The following is a 23056-nucleotide window of genomic DNA, read 5'->3' as shown; positions in this document are numbered from 1 at the left end:
AACAGGAGTAAATAATACCATGAAATTGGCATATTTGGGTCATCATAAGTCGGGATCAACTTGGATTGAAACCTTAATTAAACAAGTTTGTTATCTCGTTAATCTCAAATGTCAGATTGCTAGCAATCCTCAGCTATTTAATTCTGAGTTAGATAGCTATCTTCAAAACGAAAATATAGATTTTATCTGTTATACAAACGCGAATATTCACTTTCTCAAACCTATCTTAGAAAAGATAAAAGGCTTTCACGTTATTCGAGATCCTAGAGATATTGTTGTTTCTGCATATTTCTCTCATCGATATAGTCACTCTACCCATTCTTGGCCGGAGTTGAATGATTATCGTCAGGAATTAGAACACTTACCAAAGGAAAAAGGCTTACTTTTTGTGATGGACTACCTCTCCTATATGAAGGTAAATGGAGTGGAATTAAACATCTTTGGAGAAATGCAGGAATGGAACTATAATCTCCCAAATATCCTAGAAATTAAGTTTGAAGAAATGATTGCAAACCCCTACAATAAGTTTTTAGACATTGTGCAATTTTTAGACTTGCTGGATGACTCTCCGTATATTTCCGTTAAATCTATGTCATCCTATTTAGTTAGCGAAACTCTCAATCGAGGCTTAAAAAAAATAAATCCTTATCAGAAAAATAAGATTAGTTTTAACTCAAAAATTTATGCTTGGCAAGCATTAAATATTGTCTATGAACATGATTTCTCTCGCTATGCAAGAGGCAGAAAACCCGGACAAGAAGATGTCAAATCTCATAATCGAAAAGGAGTTGCTGGAGATTGGAAGAATCACTTTCAAGAAGAACATAAACAGTTTTTTAAAGACAAATACGGTTCACTTTTAGTTCAGCTTGGCTATGAAGAAAACAACGACTGGTAAAGCTTTTCAGAGTGATTCTGTAATCAATATTTGCATTGTCACTCCTCACTATCCAACTCGACATCTAGTTAATAGTGGAATTGCCAATCATTTTTATGAATTGGCAAATGGATTAAGTCAACTTGGTCATCAGGTTCATGTTTTATTTGTCACCGATAAAAATTTAACAGAGGATGATATCCTAGTAGAAGTTTCAGAAAACCAGAAGGTAAAAATCTATCTTCATCCCATTTCAATTAAGTTACCCAACTGGATTGAAACCGGGTTTAAAGGTAGATGGGCGCAAATATTAATCCTGAAAAAACTTGGGACTATTCTGCATACAAAAAAAGTTTTAAGCCAACTTGTTAAAAAACATAATATTGATGTGATTGAAACAACAAGTTATGATTTTCTTTGTCTGGCTTACTTGTTCAAACGTAATCGTCCCCTAATTGTAACGAGGGTTTCAACAACACTCAAACAAATTAATAGAGATCATTATGAATTTGTTTCCAGAGCGATAAAAATAGCATCTGCTTTAGAAGGGTTAATGATTCGTTTGAGCGATCGCTTAACCACTCATACTCTCGCCCATCGAGATGAAGTTTGTAATGACTTTAAAATTAATCAAGATAGATTTAAGATTATTCCTCATGGGATTCAACTCCCAGAAAAGATAACGTTCGAGAAATCATATCAACCCTTAAAAAAGATTAATGTTCTCTATGTAGGCCGTTTTGAATATCGTAAAGGGATAGATGTTTTGCTAGAAGCAATTCCCCTAGTTTTAGAAAAAATGAATAAGATTTATTTTACCCTTGTCGGCCAAGATAAAGATTATAATTATCAACAAAATTTTCAAAATAAATGGGGTAAAAAATTTAATGATTGTGTAAATTTTATTGGAACAGTAAACTCAGAAAATTTACATCATATGTATCAAGAATGTGACTTATTTGTTGCTGCCTCGCGTTATGAATCTTTTGGCTTAATTTATGTGGAAGCCATGAGTTATGGAAAACCTGTGATTGGTTGTAAAACTGGAGGTATTCCCGAAGTGATAGAGGAAAAAGTAACAGGGTTACTCGCTCAACCCGGCGATTCAAAAGACTTGGCTGAAAAGATTTTAAAACTTGCTGGTGATGCTGATTTGCGTCATCAGATGGGCCAACAGGGTCGTCTGCGAGTTGAACGGCTTTTTAGTCGAGAACAAATGGCTAAACAAACAATTAAAAATTACTCGGTGATTTTGCCATGAACCCAATTATCAGTGTAATTATCTGTACACATAATCCTCGACCTGATTATATTAGTAGAGTGCTGGAGGCATTAAAATATCAAACATTACCGATAGAGCAATGGGAACTCTTACTCGTTGATAATGCGAGTCATCAACTACTTTCATCAGAAATTGATTTAAGTTGGCATCCAAATGCTCGCCATATTCGAGAAGAAAAACTAGGCTTAACAGCGGCTCGATTGCGAGGTTTTCAAGAAGCAGTTGCAGAAATATTTGTCTTTGCAGATGATGATAATGTGCTAGCTCCCGATTATCTTAAAAATGTAGTTAATATTTGTGTAAATTATCCCAAACTAGGAGCATGGGGGGGCAAAACAATACCTGAATATGAAATTAAACCCGAGTCTTGGATATCCGAAATTGATGGACTTTTAGGACTACGTGATTTCGGAGATGATCTGAAAGTATGCTATTGGGAAGAAACATCAATTCAGTCTTTTAACTTGGCTAAACAATTGAAACAATATCCTGATTGTTCTCCGATTGGTGCCGGACTGATATTACGACGAGAAGCAGCAGAATTCTATGTACAACAAGTGACTGGAAGTAGCACCAGGCTTGCATTCGGTCGTACCGGAAAACAACTGATTTCAGGTGAAGATAATGACATTGTTTTAACAGTTTTAGAAGGGGGTTGGGGTGTCGGTTATTTTCCTCAACTTCAATTAACTCATTTAATTCCCTCCAGTCGCCTCTCAAAAAACTATCTTGCCAAGTTAAATCGAGCCATGTCACGTTCTTGGATTCAAGTATTAGATACACATAAAATTCGACCTTGGCTAAAAATCCCTCGTTGGACAGTTTTACCCCGAAAAATTAAAGCCTTTTTTCGTTATAAACCCTGGAAATATCCAGCTTCATACATTCGATGGCAAGGTGCTTGTGGAACCTTTGAAGGATTGGGTGAATTAACAAATCATAAATCAGTCAACTGATCGCCAAATTATTATTTTAGAGGAGTCCGTTTTTATGTCTTTAGACTTATCCATTATTATTCCCGCCTACAACCGAGTAGATTTATTGAGATATACATTAGAAAGTGTAGCCAGAGCAATCCCAAATTTACAGGTTGAAATTTTAGTGGTTGATGACGGTTCAGAACAACCCTTAGCGAAACAATTAACCGACTTTAATCACTTGCCAATCCACTTTATTCATCAAGAAAATCAAGGCTCAATTATAGCCAGAAAAACGGGTTTAAAGCAAGCGACTGGAGAGTATATCTTATTTCTAGATTCAGATGATCTGATTCACCCAGATAAACTTGTTTCTCAAATTAGTCAAATGCGGAATCAACAGGCTGATGTTTCTTATACTGACAAGGCTGTTACAACATTAATAGGTTCCTATGATTCATTAGTTTTTCAACCCAATGGAACCTTACCAGCAGTGAAAGATGCTACTGAATTTTACTTAAAAGTGCAGCCAATGCCTCACAGTCCAATTTATCGACGCTCCTATATTCAAAAGCATTTAGAAAATCCATTGGTTCCTGAACATCGAATTTTTGACTCAGTTGGAGATGTTTGGATTTACTATAATTTAGCACTTTATCCCGCAAAAATTATTAAGGTTGATGGCTATTATACAATTGGAACTCAACATAATGAGGAGAGATTTACACAACACTGGGAAAAGTTAGGAATAGCATCCTTGGCTTTAATGTCAGTGTTTATCAAAAATTGTCCAAAAACTGAAGATACTCTAAAAGTACGCGAACAGGTTGGTGAATGTGCTTTTATGTCTTGGCGAAGATTACCAACTCACTTTAATCAAACCTTTGAAAATATGATGTTAAACATTTGGATAAATTCACCTAAAACTTCATGTTCAAGACTGGGTGGAAGAAATTTTAAGCGACTTGCTAAAATTGTGGGTGTTGAAAATGCTGCACGTATTTTAAGATGGATTCAAAGACCTAACTATTCAAAAATTAAAACAGTTAGTGAATCTGAATTTAAAGAGTTAGTCAATCGGTTAGTAACAATATAATTATCAGGAATATATGAATAAATCACTCAAGCAAATTGCTAAATCTCTGCACTTAGGAGTTGTCGCTTATCGGCTTTATTACGCTCCCAAAGGTTTGATGCAGAAATATATACGTCGAGATCCAATTAAACGTGCGATAGATGAGCAAGCACGTCAACAGATGGAAGCAGCAGCTTATCAACTTCAACCCATTGAAATACAGAGTCCAGATTCTCCTCTAAACATTCACTTTTTAACCGGTCGAAAGTTTTGGTATCAAACTTGTTTTTGTGCTTACTCAATGGCTGTTTATTCTCCGAGTAATATCCAGCCAATCATTTATGATGATGGAACTTTAGCAAACAAGTATATTGAACAAATTAAGCGAATATTTCCTCGAACAAAAATAGTTTTTTTGAATGAGATAGAAGAACGCCTAGACCAATATTTACCTATCAGTAAATTTCCTTATCTTAGAGAACGTCGTGCAAATTATCCAAATATGCGGAAGCTCACTGATATTCATATTGGTTCTTCTGGGTGGAAGTTAGTGTTGGACTCAGATATGCTTTTCTTCCGAACTCCAACCTTTCTAATTGACTGGTTGAACTCTCCCAATAAACCCTGTCATATGGTCGATGTAGAGACTTCCTACGGTTATTCAGAGGCTTTAATGAAATCTTTAGCCGAAGCTGAAATTCCTCAACGCTTGAACGTTGGAATTTGTGGCTTAAAGAGTGATGAAATTGACTGGGAACAGCTAGAATATTGGTGTCGAATTTTGATTGAAAAAGAAGGAACTCATTATTACCAAGAACAGGCTCTTACTGCAATGATTATGGCAGGGAAACCTTGTGATATCGCCCCCCCAAAAGACTACATTGTGAAGCCAACAAAAGAAGAAGTTGTTAGTCAAAGAGGAATTTTACATCATTATGTAGCCGACTCCAAACCTTGGTATTTTCGCCACGCTTGGAAACAAATTGTTGACCGTCAAAAAAAGCCCGAATAAGTTAACTTGAAACTCTGTATGGAGGATTCATTATGAAACCACTGGTCTCTATTATCATTCCTTGCTATAACTGCGAAAAATGGCTAGCTGAAACTTTAGAATCAGCTTTAGCGCAGACTTGGAAAAACTTAGAAATTATCATTGTTGATGATGGTTCAACAGATAACAGTTTAGCAATTGCACGGAGTTTTGAATCGGAAAATATTAAACTAATTCATCAGCAAAATAGGGGGGCGAGTGCGGCAAGAAATCAAGCGTTTCACGAAAGTAAAGGAGATTTTATTCAATACCTCGATGCTGATGACCTTTTAGCATCTGACAAAATAGAGCGTCAAATTCAACTTTTAGGAGATAGCAACTCTGAATTTGTAGCAACTGGAGAATGGGCAAGATTTTATAAAACACCTTCTGAAGCTGTGTTTAAATCTCAACCTCTTTGGAGGAATATGTCACCCATTGACTGGTTAGTTTGTGCTTGGGAAGGAGAGTGGATGATGCACCCTGGAGCGTGGCTGGTACCTCGTAATATTGCAGAGAAAGCGGGTTTTTGGAATGAAAATTTATCTCTAGATGATGATGGTGAATACTTTTGTCGGGTTGTTTTAGCGAGTCAGGGCGTTAGGTTTTGTCAAGGTGCTAAAGTTTTTTACAGATCTGGTATTTCAGGGAGTCTCAGCGCTTCTAAATCTCGAACAGCATGGGAATCAGCTTTTCACTCTCTAGAACTTCGCACCAGCTATCTTTTAGCAAGAGAAAATAGTTCTTGTACACGTCATGCTTGTGCTACTGCTTTTCAACGTTTTATTTATAATAACTATGCCAATAATGTACCGGATTTAATTCGTAAAGCAGAGGATAAAGTTGAATTTTTAGGAGGATCGGAGATTAAACCCATTGGCGGGCCTCGGTTTCAGAGATTAGCTGAAATAGTAGGTTGGAAATCAGCCAAAAAGATTCAATTAGTTTTCAATGATTTAAAACAAATATTTTAAATCCAAAATATCAAGATTAACGGATTATGCAACTTAAATCTTTCACGAACTGGATACCTCCTCTGTGGAGAGTCGAATACAAGCTTAAATTTGCTCTTTCTCATGTTGGTTTATTTGATAAAAAAGCAGTTTACACAGGTTTAAAACACGTTTTTGACGATGATATTTTCATTGTTTCATATCCCAAATCTGGCAATACCTGGGTGCGGTTTATCATTGCTAATCTAATCAGCGATCGAGACACAGTAAGCTTTAGAAATATTAATAATTATGTGCCGGACATTTATCTTTATAAAGATTATCTTAACACGATGAAACAGCGACCTCGTTTCATTAAAACCCATGATGCTGGTTATGAGTTTTACCCCAAATTTATATACATCTACAGAGATGGAAGAGATGTAGCTATCTCCTACTATCATTATTTAACAGGACGAGGCGAATTTAATGGAACTTTGAAAGAGTTTTTAAATAGTAAACCTTCTTGGGGTGCAGTCGGTTGGAGCAGTCATGTATCCAGAGCTATAGATTATGCTAAAAGTCATTCAGACCAGGTTTTATTAGTCAAATATGAAGATCTGCTGAATAATACCGTAAAAAATGTTAAAAGGATAGCAGATTTTTGCCAATTAAATGTGAGTATTGAAAACATAAATTTTGCCATTAACAAATCGGAATTTCACCGATTAAAAAAAATAGAAAAACAATATGGTTCGGAATTTAATCATAGTAAAAATACTTTTTTTCGTTCGGGAAACTCCGGACAATGGAAAGAGATGTTTTCTGAGGAAGATATCCAACAGTATTTATCAATAGCAGATAATACACTTCGTCAACTCGGATATTTAGATTAACCCTTAAAATTGGAGAAAATCATTATAATGCGAATCTTTTTAGTCTGTCAACAGTCTCTTAAAAATCACTTAGTTCCGGCTTACCAGTTTTGGGAAGACTACTTTAAAAAAGGAATAGAAGAAGCGGGACATGAATGGGTTGAAGCTCAAAACGTTGATTGGGCTGAAGGTTTAGTATATTTAGATAAAAAAGCCTTAAACAAATGGCGCGATCGCACTTGGTCTTTGACCCTTTCCGCAATTAAAAAAGAGCATCGTAAAAAACCGATAAACCTATTTCTGAGCTATCTGTTTCCGAAACAAGTTGAACCTACAGCCCTTAAATAAATTCAAAAATTAGGAATTCCTTGCGTTAACTTTTTCTGTGATAATATTCGTGAGTTTACAAAAATACCCGAAGTATTTTATAACTTTAATTTACACTGGGTTCCCGAATTTAAAGCGATAAAAATGTATCAAAAAGCCAGACAAAACTATGTTTATGCTCCTATGCCTGTGTGGATTCCACCCGAACAAAGAACGTGGGATCATCCAGAACATTACGGTGTCAGTTTCATTGGTTCGCGAGATATTCAGCGAGAAGCATTATTAGCTCAAGTCTTGAATTTGGGTATTTCTCTAGAAATTCGAGGATCAGCCTGGAATCAAGCTGAAACTCCGAGTTCAACTCTTATAAAACCCGAAAAAACCTTTTACAAAACTCTAGTCAACCAGGTCAATTTTTTAACTACAAATGGAATCAATGCTTGGTATGGAAAAGCAACCTATAAACGTCAAACGAGAATACCTGATGATTATTTTCAAGACGCAGTAAAACCGAAACCTAACCCTCAGGAATATGTCAATATTATCCAACAAAGTCGTATAACTTTGGGGATTAATCGCTATCCAAGCTATCAATATCCCTTTTCAAAACCAGATACTTATTCTCGAATGCGAGATATTGAAGCCCCAATGATGGGAGCTTGTTACTTGACAGAATGGACAGAAGGATTAGAACATCTTTATGAGCTAGGTGAAGAAATTGAAACCTATCGTACTGCTGAAGAAATGGTCGATAAAATTCACAAGTTAGAAGCCGATCCAGAACGACGGAAAAAAATGCGTTTTCAGGCTCATAAACGAGTATTTTCCCAGCATACTGTCGTTAAAAATGTTGATAAAATTATCAATAAACTTGGATTAAAAATTTAGTCTAAACCGATGTGTTATCCAGCTATTTCAAAACAAATTTATGGCTAAAATTTTAATTTTAATTGGTGGTCATCTTTGCACCGCACCTCGCCCTCAAAAAGAAGCAGACGCTCTAGCCGCAGTCGGACATGAAGTCACTGTGAGAGGTTTCTGGTTTGATCCCGAACTGGTAGAACGCGATCGCCTTATTTTAGCTACAAAAACATGGCAATTTTTACCCATTATTGACTTTCAACCCGCTCATAAAATCAACAATATTAGAGTTAGAATAAAGGCGAGAATTGCCAAAGAAAAATATAAACGATTTGGCACATTTTCACCGGAGTTATTAGGCTATGGTGCAACTGCCATGCTGCAAGTCGCCCGTCACACTCAAGCCGACTTAACTATCGTTCATTCTGAAGGTGGACTTTGGGTAGGAAATCAACTTTTAAATGAAGGTTTTTGTGTGGGAGTTGATTTTGAAGATTGGTTTTCAGAAGATTTGCTTCCCTCAGCCCGTGCAACTCGACCCATTCATCAATTAAAAACATTTGAACATCGTCTAGCTATAAACTGTATTTACTGTTTGACCACTTCTCATGCTCTCGCCGAGGCTTTTTCTGAGGCTTATCAAGTACCCAAACCGACAGTAATTTACAATACATTTACGGCGAAAGAACGCTTCAATATCGATGGAAAAACACTCGATAAAATCAATTCAAAACTTCCTTCTTTGCATTGGTTTTCTCAAACAATTGGGCCGGGACGAGGCTTAGAAATTTTGTTTAAAGCTTTACCCTATCTGCAAACCCCTGTTGAAATTCATTTGCGGGGTGACTATCCCAAAACAGCACAGCAATGGTTACAACAGCAAGTAACTGACGAGTGGCGCGATCGCATTTTTATTCATCCAACTGTTCCCAATTCCGAGTTATTATCTCGCATTGCTGAACATGATATTGGTTTGGCACTAGAACAAGCCGATATTCCTAGCCGAAATCTTACCATTACTAATAAACTTTTTCAATATTTACAAGCAGGTTTAGCTGTCATTGCTACGGACACAGCAGGACAAAAAGAGATTTTTCAGGACTGTCCTGAAATTGGTCAGTTACTCACAGATAATCATCCAACTCTCTTAGCTGAAGCGATTGAAAACTTACTGCAAAATCCGGAAAAGTTAGCTAGAGCTAAAGCGGCGGCACTGCAAGCCTATGAAAATAAATTTGGTTGGGAAAAACAAGTTAACCTGCTGTTACAAATATCGGAAGTTTCTCTAATTCACAGAGCGAAAAAATTAGAGTAAAACTTTTCCGGATTCTGAAGTTTATGCTTGATATTAGAATTATCCAAGATTGTGACTGAGTACAAAAAGGATCGTGCATAATCTAACTTTACAAATCAATCTATCTCCAGGTGATGTTGCTTATGCGGGCGTAACGGTTCCAGTTATCGCTAAATTTCATCGAGCTAACGTAGATGAAATACTGGCAATTGTGGATTGTTGTAAACCTCAAAAAACGAAAATTGTTGATCCAAATCGACGTTTTCCTGAACCCGGATTTTCTCAGCGAGTCGAAAAAATTTGTGCAATTGTTGAAGAATTTAAAAGTCAGGGCTATATAGATCGAATTGTTTACTTGAAACCAGGGAATTCTTTACAACCCATTCTAGCTCTTAAATATTTAGGAAACTGGGTAAATGAAACCCATGACTACGGGGGTTGCGCCCTGATGTCTTATCTGGCGGCTTTTGAGATGAGCAAAACTCGCTATCTACTGCATTATGATGCAGATATGTTGCTCTATCAATCCTTAAATTATGATTGGTCTATTGAAGCGATTTCTTTGATAGAAAAATCACCAAACGCTGTCGCAGCTAGTCCTAGAATTAGTCCACCTTTTAGTACAGAAAAACAACTTCCAGATGCACCTAGTCTTCACGAAGGTAGACCATTTACTCCGGTTGAAGGAGGCTGGAAAAATGACTGGTTTAGCACTCGCTGTTACTTGATTGATAGAGAAAAACTCTCGACTTACTTACCCTTAATTAAAGGTAAGATTTTAGCAGAAACTTTACTCCGAAAATATCTGAAGCGAGGTTATCCAAGATCGCCAGAAATTATGATATTTCAGCGTGTTGGTCGGGCTGGAGGTTGGAGATTGAATCTGAACTCTGAGAACGCTTGGTTACTGCATCCAACCACGAAATCTCCCCGTTATCTAGAGTTATTACCTCAAATTCAACATTCAATTTTACAAGGTAAAGTTCCTCTAGAACAGAGAGGTTATGCAGATATTAAGTTGTCAGCCTGGGAAACATTTCTTCAAGCCAAATAAAAGGAATTTAACTGGCTTTATTAAAAACTATTGTAAATTTTAGTTGATGGATTGAAAAATTAAATCTGATGAAAATCCTTCTAAGCGCCGATCCAGAACTTCCGGTTCCTCCGAAACTTTATGGAGGAATTGAACGCATTATTGATTTATTAATTACTGAATTGCGATCGCGGGGTTATAGCATTGGGTTAGTAGCTCATCACAACTCAACCTCACCCGCTCATTATCATTTTCCCTGGCCAGGATTGCGTTCTCAAGATAAATTTGATTCCCTAAAAAATACACTCACATTATGGTCAGCCGTTCAACAATTTCAACCCGATATTCTTCATAGTTTTTCTCGCGTTCTTTACTTATTACCCCTGCTAAAATATCCTCTCCCGAAAATCATGTCTTATCAACGGGCTACAGGAGGATCGTCCGTTAAATGGGCAGCTAAACTCGCAGAAAATTATCTTACTTTTACAGGTTGCAGCGATTATATTTGTCGCCAGGGACGATCAGCCGGAGGCGTTTGGCATACCATTTACAATTGTGTTGAAACTGAAAAATACACCTTTAAACCTCATGTTGCTGACGATGCACCGTTGGTGTTTCTTAGTCGTATAGAACGCATAAAAGGCGCACATACCGCTATCAAAGTTGCACAGAAAACCGGACGAAGCCTGTTAATTGCAGGAAACTATAGCACTATAGGTGAAGCAGGAAGCTATTGGGAAAACGAAATTATCCCCCATCTTGGCAAAAATGGAATTGAATACGTTGGTACCGTCAATGATGAACAAAAAAACGAACTTTTAGGTCAGGCGGCGGCGATGATTGTTCCGATAGAATGGGAAGAACCTTTTGGCATTGTATTTGCAGAAGCGCTCGCCTGTGGAACACCTGTGATTTCTTGTCCGAGAGGTGCATTACCTGAAATTATTCGTCCGGGAATTGATGGCTATCTTATTAACAATATAGAAGAAGCTTGTATGGCAGTAGAAAACCTGACGAAAATTGACCGTTATAATTGTCGTCAACGCGCCCAAAAATGTTTTTCTGCTTCCAAAATTGTAGACCAATATGAGCAACTTTATCACAGTTTAGTGGGTACAAGTTTAGAACAAACTCTGATGGATTGCTGATTGAAAATCTAAACATTTATGAAGTTTTCCGGAGATATTGGCAAGTCTTTGTGATCTGTCGTAGAGAGTTTCTATCAAAACTTTCACTCGGATAAATTTTAAATAAATTTAAGAGGAATTAGCCTTGAACCGTAAAGTTTTGATTATCAGTCCTCATTTTCCCCCCATTAATGCGCCCGACCATCAACGGGTTAGAATGGGATTACCCTATTTTAAAAAATTAGGCTGGGAACCTCTAATTTTGACAGTACGCCCCGACTGTGTAGAGGGAATTATAGACCCGCTACTCACTCAAACTCTACCTGAAAATCTATCAATTACACCCATTAATGCGTTACCTGTTGAACAGACTCGTCGGCTTGGATTAAGTAATATTGGTTGGCGATGTCTTCCCTATTTATTTGCCGCAGGTCAGCGAATACTAAGCACACAAAAAATAGATTTAATTTATTTCTCTACAACAGTGTTTATAACAATGGCATTAGCCCCCTTGTGGTTTCGTCGTTTTCAAGTTCCTTATCTCCTCGATTTTCAAGATCCTTGGTTAAATGACTATGGGAAAAAATATGGATATGATCGACCTCCTGGCGGTCAATTTAAGTATGGTTTTGCTCAACGACTAGCGGAAAGTTTAGAGCCGTTTACAATTCGTAAAGTCAGCCATATTATTAGCGTTTCTCCCGCATATCCCCAAACGTTACTTGATCGATATTCCTGGCTGAAAGAAGATAAATTTACAGTTTTACCCTTTGGTGCGCCGGAAAAAGATTTTGAGTTACTTCCTCAGTTAAACGTTAAGCAAACTATTTTTAATTCCCATGATGGTAAACGTCATTGGGTTTATGTCGGTCGCGGTGGAAGTGATATGGCTCTTGCATTACGGGCTTTATTTTTAGGGATTAAATCAGAGCGCGATCACCATCCTGAATACTGGAGTAAAGTCAAGTTACATTTTGTCGGAACCAGTTATGCTTACGGAGAACGAGCAACCAAAACGGTTGAACCCATAGCAGAAGAATTTGGAGTCAATGACTTAGTTGAAGAACATCCTAATCGTGTTCCTTATTTTGAAGCTTTACAACTTTTAGTAGAGAGTGATGGTATTCTATTAATTGGTTCTAATAACCCAGATTATACTGCTTCTAAACTGTATCCTTGTATATTAGCTCATAAACCTGTTTTAGCTTTATTTCATCAACAGAGTTCAGTCGTAGAAATTCTTAAAAATTGTCAAGCCGGTCGAATTATTTCTTTTTATTCTCATAACAGTCCTACTGATTTACTTCCCCAAGTTACTGAGCAATTAAATTGGTTAATTTTAACTCCAAAAGGATATCAACCTGAAACAAATTGGTTAGCTTTTAAACCCTACACAGCACAAGAAATGACTCGACAGCAATGTGCTGTATTTGATAGAGTTTTAAGTAATTCGTCATTATCTTAGTTTATATGAGCTTATCTCATCAAGTTATTGCTCTTTATCAAAAAGCTCAATCCCAACTGATTCGCTGGGAAAGACGACGTTTACTTAAAACTTTTTGGCTTGGGGTTGGTGTATTTTTTGTTCAAAATGCCCAGTCTTTACAAACTAATGATCCACTCGTTAGTTTAGCTGCTATTTTAGTGAGTATTGCATCCTTATATCCGATGTATCTTTGGTGTTCCGGAAAAGCGTTAGGAATGCCCATTTTTCCCTTCTTTGCTTTAACCCATTTAAACACAAATGCAATCCCTCTACTCAGCAACCATCCTCTAGTCGTTACTTATCCTCCAGAAAGCCAATTTTATGCCGGAATTACAGTTACTATTCATCTAGCAGTCGGAAGTTTTTTTTGGTTAAAACAGGTTAAATCGAGTCCCCCTCCACCTCTATCTTATCGCGCTCTTGTTGATAACAAAGGAGAAAACTTTTTCTTATTAATTCTAGCGGGTGCAGTTTTCTTTCAAATGTATGCTAGGGGGAAATGGTTTGCTCTGAGCGGGGGATTATTTGCATTGGTTCGAGGAGGAATTTTAGGACTAAGTGTATTAGCTGTTTTTATTTTATCTTATCGCCAAGGGGAAAAAAAGTTAACAGGTGTTCAATCACAAATCTATATTGTTTTAATGATTTCCTATTTTATTAGTAGTGCGGCTGGATTAGTTCTCCGAGATAATGTTGGGGTTTTTTCTGTCGCTTTTATTGCTTATATTTTGGGAAGTCGTCGCATACCATTAATTACAATTGTGATGCTTTTAGCTTGTCTAACTGTTCTCCATTATGGGAAGGGTGAAATGCGAGGAAAATATTGGTTTGATCAAGGAGGATTTACATTACAACCCTGGCAGTATCCAGCCTGGTACAGCGAGTGGATCGGTTATTCTTTTGAAAACTTAAACCATGAAGAACAGGAAGAAGAAGGATCAAAAGAAAGTTCACCTTCTGAGCGCTCAAGTATCATTCAAATGTTGCTTTTAGCTCAGAAAAAATCTCCCGAAGAATATCCCTATTTAATGGGAAAAACATATCTAATTTTACCTCAGATGATACTCCCCAGAATTATCTATCCTAACAAGCCTCGGAGTCACGAAGGAACTTACATTTTAAGTGTTTATTACGGACTACAAAGTTATCAAGATACCTATAGAACTACCATCGCTTGGGGGCTTTTAGCGGAAGCTTATGCAAACTTTGGATTAATGGGTTGTACTGGACTCGGAATGATTCTCGGAACGGCTTATGGTAAAATTTCTCGCTGGAGTATGAACACCTCAATTCTCTCAGTACGATCGCTTTTTTCGATTCTAATTATTAGTTTTGCAGCTCAAAGTGAATGGTCAGCTAGTGTTTATGTTGCCTCACTCTTTCAATCCAGTATGGTTTTAGTAGGGATATCATTTGTCTTTATGAAAGTTATTCCTAATCGTAAAAATCCCGTTTTTGAATTAATGGAATATAGTCATTACTACGAGGTAGAACATGAATAAAATTGCTATTATCACAACTCATCCAATTCAATATTATGCTCCTTGGTTTCGTTCTTTAGCTCAAGAAAAAGATTTTTTAATTAAAGTTTTTTATCTTTGGGATTTTGGCATAACTCAACAGGTTGATCAGGGATTTAAGCAATCAATTCAGTGGGATATTCCCTTATTGTCAGGATACAACTATGAATTTGTTCCTAACCAAAGTTTAAATCCAGGAACCCATCATTTTTGGGGATTTCAAAACCCATCATTAGTATCAGTCGTAGAAAGTTTTCAGCCCCATAGTGTACTCTTAATGTGTTACAACTATGCTAGTATTTATAATTTTATTTGGCGTTGGGATACTCGTAAAGTTCCCCTAATTTTTCGTGGAGACTCCCATCGAATTTTACCCAGAACAGGCATTAAAGAATGGATGCGTCGTCAATTTATCTCTCTAGTTTATAGTCAATTTTCAGCCGTTTTATATGTAGGAAAAGCAAATTATAACTACTACACTTATCACGGAGTTTCACCTAAAAATCTGTTTTTTTCTCCCCATGCAGTTGATAATAATCGTTTTTTTTCTCAATCTCAGGAAGCAATGAAACAGGCTAAACTTTGGAAACAAGAACTTAAAATTCCCGAAGATCATGCAGTGATTTTATTTGCAGGAAAATTTGAAAGCAAAAAACGACCACTTGATTTACTTCAGGCTTTTATACAGTCTAATTTACCTAAAGTTTCACTCTTATTTGTTGGGTCAGGTTCTTTAGAAAATGAATTGCGATTACAAGCAAAAAATCACTCATCAATTTATTTTGCTCCTTTTCAAAATCAAAGTCAAATGCCACGTACCTATGCAATAGCTGATCTTGTCGTTTTACCCAGTTATGGGGCTTGGGAAACCTGGGGACTAGTGATTAATGAAGCGATGTGTCTTTCTCGGGCAGTTATTGCAAGCAATCATGTTGGATGCGCCCAAGATTTAATTCATTCAAACCAGAATGGATTAGTCTTTCCAGCAGGAAATATTTCCGCTTTAGCAAATTGTCTACAAAAGGCTTTCTTAGATTTTGAAAAATTAAAACGATGGGGAGAAGAAAGTCGCAATATAATCACAAATTATAGCTATATTCAAGCAACTCAAGGACTGAGAAGTGCTATCAATCATCTCAAGATTTAATTATTAATTTTTTTAAACAAAAATTAGAGTTTTTTTATTGTCAAAAGGAAACACGATGTATACTTCTACTTTCCCAAACGTTACTACTGATAAAATTGTGGACTCTCTCCACCAAAAAGGATTTTTTGTGTTTGAAGAAGCTTTAACTGAACAGTACATTGATGAGTTACTACAAGAAATTAATTTTAACCAAATCTTAGTTAATGCGAATGATGTCGGTGTTGTTATAGCAAAACATCAGAAATTTTTAACTCATTGTCTCGCTAAATCTAAAAAAGCTTACGACTTAATTACCTCACCTCAAATTTTAGAGATTTGTGAAAACTACTTTCAGGATAGATATGTTTTAATTAATCATCGCATCTATCAAACTCAAAAAATATCTCATATGCCTTGGCATACCGACAATAATCGACAAGTTGGTAGACAACTTTCAAGTAAGCATGATATGCCAGGATTGCTATTTTTATTTTATTTATCTGATGTTACAAAAAATCCTTTTCAGTTAGTTAAAGATTCTCATCTGTGGTCTCATAAACATAACCATGAAATTTATTTAAGTGATGCTTTTATAGAAAAAAAATACCAAAAAGATGTTATAAATTTTACCCTCAAAAAAGGAAGTTTAATCCTTTGTAATATTCATGCAGTTCATCGAGCAGAACCTTTTAAAGATAACACTTATACTCGAAACACTCTACTTTTCCAAGTTGATCAAGTGGGTTCTAATGTAATTGGACATGGTGAAAAAAATTTAGTCAATACAGAGTTTATTGATAATATAAACCCCAAAATTATGAACTATTTAGGATTTGGTTATAAAACTGATTATCCTGCTTTTCCAAATACATCAATTTCGACACTGACCCTTCAAGATCTGATCAGTTTACATCGTCAGCTATTGGCTTTAACGCTAAAATCAAGTGCTAAAAATTTAGCACTCAGTCTATTACCAGGTGAAATCATAATTCAAATAAAACGAATTCTCTGGAATTGGAAATCTAAGCAAATTAATACCGAAAAAATTAAAGACATTAAATGAAAATTTTATTGATTGGAAATTACGAACCTGATGCAATTATTAGCATGGAGCGATTTTTAACGATGCTCGCTACCACTTTGCCTACATTTGGTCATCAGGTACGAATTATACGCCCCAAACCTAAGTTCGGAAACTTTCAAGCTACTTTAAAATCCATAGGAAAATGGTTAGGTTACATTGATCAAATTTTTCTATTTCCGTTAGAACTACATCAAGCATTATCTTGGGCTGATGTTGTTCATATTTGTGATCATGGAAATGCAATATATACTCAATATTTACAACACATTCCTCATGTTGTAACGTGCCATGATTTATTAGCAATTCGCGCAGGTTTGGGAGAATTTACAGAATACAAAACTGGCTGGACTGGTAAACAATTACAAAAAATGATTATTAAAGGACTCAATCAAGCTCAAAGTGTAGTTTGTGTTTCTAAACAGACTCAAAGAGATTTATTACGTCTTTCATCAATTAAACCCGACGCTGTTTCTGTAATTTATCAGGGATTCAATTATGCTTATAGTCCGATGGAATCTTACAAGGTAAAAAAATATTTACAAGCTTTAGGAATTCCTCAAAATTGTCACTATATTTTACACGTGGGAGCTAATCATTGGTATAAGAATAGATTAGGTGTAATTTCTATTTTTAAACAGCTACTCTATATATATAAAAACTGTAAACTGCATTTAATTATGGTTGGTAAACCTTTCACTTCAGAAATAAATAAATACATTAAAAATTATCACTTAAGTCAAAATGTAATTGAACTCATTAATGTTGATTCAGAATATTTACGTGCGCTTTATTCAGGTGCAGTCGCTTTACTTTTTCCATCTTTACAAGAAGGTTTTGGTTGGCCAATTATTGAAGCTCAAGCCTGTGGTTGTCCGGTATTCACATCCAATCGTCCCCCTATGAATGAAATTGGAGGTCAAGCTGCAATATACATCGATCCTGCTTATCCTCAACAAGTGGCTGATCAAATCATTTTTCATCTACCTAAACGAAAAGAAATAATTGATCGAGGTTTAATTAATGCTCAAAGATTCAAAACAGAAAATATTATTCTAGAGTATATCAAGATCTATCAAAAACTAAAAACATAGAATTTAATTATAGTTCAAATATAAAAATTACATCAAATCAAACTTTTAGTTCCGGATCAACCTAAAAAGTTCTGTATTTTATTAAGTATCTACTATTTTTGGATTTTTTACAGTTTTCCTAAAATTTGTATGACATTTGATAATAACACTCGTTATCAACCCTTACCATTCATTTCAAGTCATACAAACCCACTCCGGATTTGTCAAGTTGTTGCTAGTATCAATGAGCAGACAGGCGGCACTGCTTTTGCCGTTACAAGTCTTGCTGAAGTTCTTGCTAATCAGGGAATATGTTCTTATTTATTTACCTTAGATTATCAACAATGTGGTCAACAAGTTACAACACCTGGAGTTAAAGTTCATAGCTATCGTGCTAACCGAATTGCTCGCTATATTCGAGGACTTCATCCAGTAGCCAGTCGTGCGCTCTGGGAATTGGCAGCAACAGAATTGGATTTAATTCACAATCATGGTTTGTGGATGTTTCCCAATCTTTATGCACGTCAATCTGCCCTGAAACATCAATTACCTTTTGTCATTTCAACTCATGGAATGCTGAGTTCGTGGTCTATCAAATTTCATCATTTTAAAAAGTGTATAGCTTGGTTCTTATATGAATACAAAAATTTATTAAGTGCTACAGTTTTTCATGCGACCTCTTTTGAAGAATTATTAGCAATTCGGAGTTTAGGATTTCGACAACCTATTGCAATTATTCCCAATGGAGTAGAATTTGAAGATCCAATCATTAAATATGATCGAGAGATCCTGACTCAAGATTTTCCAGAGCTAAAAAACAAAAAATGGTTACTTTTCTTATCAAGAATACACCCAAAAAAAGGAGTATATAATCTCTTATTAACATGGAATATAATCTCAGAAATTTTCGACGATTGGCATTTAATTATTGCTGGGCCTGATTCATTAGGATATCAAACAAAACTAGAACTATTAGTCGCAGAGTTAGGAGTTCAGCAGCGTGTCACATTTACAGGGATGCTTTCAGCAGATAAAAAAAAGACTGCATTATCTAATGCTAATTTATTCGTATTACCAACCTATTCTGAAAATTTTGGTATTGCGATCGCTGAAGCTTTAGCCTATGGAGTTCCAGTCATTACAACTAAAGGTGCGCCCTGGGAAGACTTATTAACCTATGACTGTGGTTGGTGGATTGAAAACACACGACCTACACTTGCGGCTGCTTTAACTGAAGCCATGCAACTCTCAGATCAAGAACGTCAAGCAATGGGATTAAAGGGAAGAAATTTAGTCAAAACCCAATATTCTTGGGACTCAATTGCTCAAGAAATGTCAAAAGTATATCAATGGATTATCCGAGGATATAACCCGCCCAATTCTATCCATTTTTAAAAATTTTATTTCTAAAAAAATAAAGTTAATTTTTTGATTTGATAACCGCTCTATGTCTACAAATAACAAGTTTAATAAAATTCATCTTTGGCTTCCTAATATGTTTGAATTTAAAGGAGGTATTCAAGTTTATTCATCATTTTTTTTAGAGGCTTTACAAAATATTAATCGCCCGATAAAATATGATGTTTTTTTAAAGCATGATACTCACGTTTCTGACAAACAGGCTTTTGATAAAAATACTAACTTCCACTTTTCAGGAACATGGCCATTGAAAGTTAGAACTGCAACTTTTGTTAGTCAAATACTGAGTAGTGGAATTTTACAAAATCCTGATCTGATTATTAGCACTCATCTGAACTTTACCATAGCGGCTGACTATTTAAAACGACTACGAGGTATTCCATATTGGACAATAGCACATGGAATAGAAGCATGGAATATTCAAAGTCCTGCTCGACAAAAAGCACTTCATAATGCTGATAAAATTCTCTGTGTTAGCAACTACACACGTAATCGCTTAATTCAAGAACAACATCTCGACCCCAAAAAACTCTCACTTTTACCAAATACATTCGATAGCAATCGATTTAAAATTTCTAGCAAGCCTTCTTATCTATTAGAGCGATATAAACTCCAACCAGAACAGCCAATTATACTAACTGTTAATCGTTTAGTCAGTCAGGAATCCTACCGAGGTTACGACAAAATTTTAGAAGTATTACCGCAAATTCGTCAAGTTATACCTAATATTCATTATATTATTGCAGGTAAAGGGGACGACCGATCTCGCCTAGAAAAATCAATTGCTCAACATCAACTTCAAGACTGTGTTACACTCGCTGGATTTGTTCCTGATTCAGAACTTTGTGATCATTATAATCTTTGTGACGTGTTTGCAATGCCGAGTAAACTTGAAGGCTTTGGTATTGTTTTTTTAGAAGCTTTGGCTTGTGGAAAACCAGTCTTAGCAGGCAATCAAGATGGTGCAACTGATGCTTTATATCAAGGTAAATTAGGAGCTTTAGTTAATCCAGATGATACCAAAGAAATCACTAAAACATTAGTTAAAATCTTACAACATACCTATCCACTTCCTCTAATGTATCAATCCGAAAAACTACGAAAAAAAGTCATTGAAATTTATGGATTCGAGCAGTTTAAAGCTTGCTTAAATCAATCTATTGGCGATTTTTTAAACTTTATCTAAATACAGGATCATCTGAAATGTCTCAAAAATTAGCCATCAAACCTCAAAACTGTTATCCTCATATTTGTCACGTTGTTGCCAGTATTAATGAAGAAGTTGGAGGGCCAGCTTATTCAGTTACCCATTTAACTCAAGCTTTATCTAAACAGCAAATATTTCCTCACTTGTTTACCTTAAACTATCAAAAAGTTGGTCATCAACTTGCAACAAATGGAGTTACACTTCATAGCTATAATGCGACTCCAGTTGCTCGATATTTGCGAGGTTTTCAACCTAGTGCTTATCAACATCTTGAGCAACTTGCTTCTGCCGAAATCGATCTAATTCATAATCACGGATTATGGATGTTTCCTAATATTTATGCTCGTCAAGCTGCTGTGATTAATCGATTACCTCTCGTTATTTCTCCCCGAGGAATGTTAGAATCTTGGTCACTCAAACATAGTTGGTACAAAAAAAGATTAGCTTGGATTTTATATGAACGTAAAAATCTAAAGAGTGCAACTGCTTTTCACGCGACTTCAGATGAAGAAGTACAGTCAATTCGCCGACTTGGTTATAAACAACCCATAGCATTAATTCCTAATGGAATCACAATTCCATCACTTTCTAACTTACCCAAGCGAGAAGTCTTAATTCAAGCTTTCCCCAAACTTAATAACAAAAAATGGTTACTCTTTTTATCAAGATTACATCCCAAAAAGGGAATAGATAATCTTCTCTATGTTTGGCAATCCTTAGTCAATCAATTTCCCAATTGGCACTTAATTATTGCTGGGCCAGATTTAATTTATTATCAAGCAAAACTTGAATCTTTAACAACTCAGTTACAACTAACAGAAAAAGTTACATTTACAGGAATGCTATCAGGAGAACTGAAAGTCGCTGCTCTCAGTCAATCTAATTTATTTGTTCTACCGACTCATTCAGAAAACTTTGGAATTGCTATTGCTGAGTCTCTCGCTTATGGTATTCCTGCTATCACAACTAAAGGTGCGCCTTGGAAAGATTTAGTTGAATACCATTGTGGTTGGTGGATTGACGATAACCAAAAAGCATTAAAAGAAGCTTTACTTGAAGCCATAAACTTGTCTGATAAAGAACGTCAAGAAATGGGAGATAAAGGACGAATAATGGTTGAGAAAAAATATTCTTGGGGTGTAATTGCTGAGGAAATGTCAAAAGTTTATCACTGGATATTAGGAGAAGATAATTATCCCAGTAGTATTCATTTATATTAACTATATTGAAATCATCAATCACTCCGGATATCTCGTTTAACGCTGGAAGAAAGGGTTGGAACATGAGTATTTCACAGCCCTGAAGTTACCCTAAATTAACCGACTTTCATGCGAATTACTATTGTAACAGGCCCTTGGCTTCCTGTTCCAGCCTTGCAAGGAGGTTCAACAGGAAGAATTTGGCAAGGTTTAGCAGAATCTTTTGCAACTCAAGGTCATCAGGTTAAAATTCTCTGTCGTTCTTATCCAGGTCAACCCAATCAAGAAATCAGGAATAAAGTCACCTATATTCGTCGAGGTGGACTTCCTCAAAGCACAAATATTTATCTAGATTTAGTTAAAGATTTTGCTTATGGTTTTACAACATTTCCGACTTTACCTTCGGCAGATATTCTAATTATTAATGATTTTTGGTTGCCTGCTTTTGCCGCTACTTTTCGTCCAGACGCAGGTAAAATTGTCATTCATGCAGGTCGTTTTCCCAAAGGTCAATATCGTTTAGGTTTATACACGGGTGTAACGCGGTTTGTGGCTTTATCTCGTGTTATTCAACAGGGAATTGCCCAAGAATATCCAGCCGCTATTCCTCGAATGCGAATCATTCCAAACCCGATTGATACTTCTATCTTTTCGCCTTCAACTTCTCCTCAACTTAATCGAACGGAAAAAATAATTCTATATGTTGGTCGAGTTCATCCTGAAAAAGGAATTCATCTTCTTATAGATGCTTTTAGTATTTTAGTTCAAAAAAATTTCCAAGTTCGTTTAAAGATCGTCGGCCCCATAAAAGGAACTCAAGGAGGTGGAGGAGAAGAATATTTCCGCATACTTAAAACTAAAGCTCAAGGTTTACCAATTGATTTTGTTGATCCGATTTTTGATCCTTGTAAACTTGCTAATACTTATCGTTCGGCTGACTTATTTTGCTATCCTTCTCTCGCCGAAAAAGGAGAAGCTTTTCCCGTTGCACCTCTTGAAGCAATGGCAACAGGTTTAGTTCCTATTATTTCTAATCTTGCTTGTTTTGAAGATTATATTCAAGACGGAATTGACGGCTACTTTTTCGATCATCGTAGTGATCACGCTGTACAAAATCTGGCTGAAAAATTTACCTTAGCTATTCAAAATTGGGAACAAACGATGAACATTGGGCAAAATGTGGCGAAGAAAGCCCAGCACTATAGCTATGAACAGATTGCAAAAGTATATCTAGATGATTTTGCGGAATTAATCAATTAATAGAGAGATTGATGTTATATATTTCAAACTAAATTATATCAAATAAATACCGATT

The 23056-nt window shown here is 36.0% G+C and carries 21 protein-coding genes; all 21 read left to right on the top strand.

The annotated features are described in order from the left end of the window. Window positions 1-19: 19 nt before the first annotated feature. The 21 genes from M595_RS08050 (at window position 20) to M595_RS07950 (ending at window position 23001) form a co-directional block, all read left to right on the top strand. A complete protein-coding gene (locus M595_RS08050) occupies window positions 20-898 on the top strand; it encodes a sulfotransferase domain-containing protein (RefSeq protein WP_023065583.1) in 879 nt (292 codons plus the stop codon). Next, a complete protein-coding gene (locus tag M595_RS08045) occupies window positions 876-2138 on the top strand; it encodes a glycosyltransferase family 4 protein (RefSeq protein ID WP_023065622.1) in 1263 nt (420 codons plus the stop codon). Before M595_RS08050 ends, M595_RS08045 begins: the two co-directional genes overlap by 23 nt. Beyond that, window positions 2135-3115 (top strand): glycosyltransferase, encoded by a 981-nt coding sequence (locus M595_RS08040; RefSeq protein WP_040483770.1) that lies wholly within the window; start codon window positions 2135-2137, stop codon window positions 3113-3115. The genes M595_RS08045 and M595_RS08040 overlap by 4 nt, the downstream gene beginning before the upstream one ends. Window positions 3116-3149: 34 nt before the next feature. After that, a complete protein-coding gene (locus M595_RS08035; protein WP_023065588.1) occupies window positions 3150-4172 on the top strand; it encodes a glycosyltransferase family 2 protein in 1023 nt (340 codons plus the stop codon). 13 nt (window positions 4173-4185) lie between these two features. Then, window positions 4186-5163 (top strand): hypothetical protein, encoded by a 978-nt coding sequence (locus M595_RS08030; RefSeq protein ID WP_023065584.1) that lies wholly within the window; start codon window positions 4186-4188, stop codon window positions 5161-5163. A 32-nt stretch (window positions 5164-5195) separates the two neighbouring features. Further along, window positions 5196-6155 (top strand): glycosyltransferase family 2 protein, encoded by a 960-nt coding sequence (locus M595_RS08025; protein ID WP_023065585.1) that lies wholly within the window; start codon window positions 5196-5198, stop codon window positions 6153-6155. Window positions 6156-6181: 26 nt separating this feature from the next. Further along, the gene (locus tag M595_RS08020) at window positions 6182-7009 is read left to right on the top strand and encodes a sulfotransferase domain-containing protein (protein WP_023065651.1); all 828 of its coding nucleotides are present in this window, start codon (window positions 6182-6184) and stop codon (window positions 7007-7009) included. Between the two features lie 27 nt (window positions 7010-7036). Further along, window positions 7037-7336: a hypothetical protein gene (locus M595_RS08015; protein ID WP_023065616.1), complete on the top strand. Its 300-nt coding sequence runs from the start codon at window positions 7037-7039 to the stop codon at window positions 7334-7336. 123 nt (window positions 7337-7459) lie between these two features. Then, window positions 7460-8203, top strand: a complete 744-nt coding sequence (locus tag M595_RS08010; protein ID WP_023065620.1) for a glycosyltransferase family protein — start codon at window positions 7460-7462, stop codon at window positions 8201-8203. A 40-nt stretch (window positions 8204-8243) separates the two neighbouring features. Next, entirely contained in the window at window positions 8244-9491 is a 1248-nt protein-coding gene (locus M595_RS08005; protein WP_023065647.1) for a glycosyltransferase, read from the top strand. Window positions 9492-9564: 73 nt separating this feature from the next. Beyond that, window positions 9565-10524: a hypothetical protein gene (locus M595_RS08000; RefSeq protein WP_023065638.1), complete on the top strand. Its 960-nt coding sequence runs from the start codon at window positions 9565-9567 to the stop codon at window positions 10522-10524. 68 nt (window positions 10525-10592) lie between these two features. After that, window positions 10593-11651 (top strand): glycosyltransferase, encoded by a 1059-nt coding sequence (locus M595_RS07995; protein WP_023065636.1) that lies wholly within the window; start codon window positions 10593-10595, stop codon window positions 11649-11651. 124 nt (window positions 11652-11775) lie between these two features. Further along, a complete protein-coding gene (locus M595_RS07990; protein WP_023065602.1) occupies window positions 11776-13095 on the top strand; it encodes a glycosyltransferase in 1320 nt (439 codons plus the stop codon). Window positions 13096-13100: 5 nt separating this feature from the next. Then, window positions 13101-14618, top strand: a complete 1518-nt coding sequence (locus tag M595_RS07985; protein WP_023065587.1) for a hypothetical protein — start codon at window positions 13101-13103, stop codon at window positions 14616-14618. Continuing rightward, entirely contained in the window at window positions 14611-15783 is a 1173-nt protein-coding gene (locus tag M595_RS07980; RefSeq protein WP_023065609.1) for a glycosyltransferase family 4 protein, read from the top strand. Before M595_RS07985 ends, M595_RS07980 begins: the two co-directional genes overlap by 8 nt. A gap of 55 nt (window positions 15784-15838) precedes the next feature. Beyond that, complete coding sequence (locus tag M595_RS07975; RefSeq protein WP_023065655.1) at window positions 15839-16825, top strand: phytanoyl-CoA dioxygenase family protein; 987 nt, start codon at window positions 15839-15841, stop codon at window positions 16823-16825. Then, on the top strand, window positions 16822-17937 hold the full coding sequence (locus tag M595_RS07970) for a glycosyltransferase family 4 protein (RefSeq protein WP_023065646.1): 1116 nt from the start codon (window positions 16822-16824) through the stop codon (window positions 17935-17937). Before M595_RS07975 ends, M595_RS07970 begins: the two co-directional genes overlap by 4 nt. A gap of 129 nt (window positions 17938-18066) precedes the next feature. Then, window positions 18067-19311 (top strand): glycosyltransferase, encoded by a 1245-nt coding sequence (locus tag M595_RS07965; protein WP_023065605.1) that lies wholly within the window; start codon window positions 18067-18069, stop codon window positions 19309-19311. Window positions 19312-19363: 52 nt separating this feature from the next. Next, on the top strand, window positions 19364-20521 hold the full coding sequence (locus M595_RS07960; protein ID WP_040483769.1) for a glycosyltransferase family 4 protein: 1158 nt from the start codon (window positions 19364-19366) through the stop codon (window positions 20519-20521). Window positions 20522-20538: 17 nt separating this feature from the next. Continuing rightward, on the top strand, window positions 20539-21762 hold the full coding sequence (locus M595_RS07955; RefSeq protein WP_023065608.1) for a glycosyltransferase: 1224 nt from the start codon (window positions 20539-20541) through the stop codon (window positions 21760-21762). A gap of 108 nt (window positions 21763-21870) precedes the next feature. Continuing rightward, window positions 21871-23001 (top strand): glycosyltransferase family 4 protein, encoded by a 1131-nt coding sequence (locus tag M595_RS07950; protein WP_023065596.1) that lies wholly within the window; start codon window positions 21871-21873, stop codon window positions 22999-23001. The last annotated feature ends 55 nt before the right edge of the window (window positions 23002-23056 follow it).

Source organism: Lyngbya aestuarii BL J, assembly GCF_000478195.2.
Taxonomy (GTDB): Bacteria; Cyanobacteriota; Cyanobacteriia; order Cyanobacteriales; family Microcoleaceae; genus Capilliphycus; species Capilliphycus aestuarii.
Note: the sequence above shows the minus strand (reverse complement) of the source record. Positions and strands in the feature narration are given on the sequence as shown.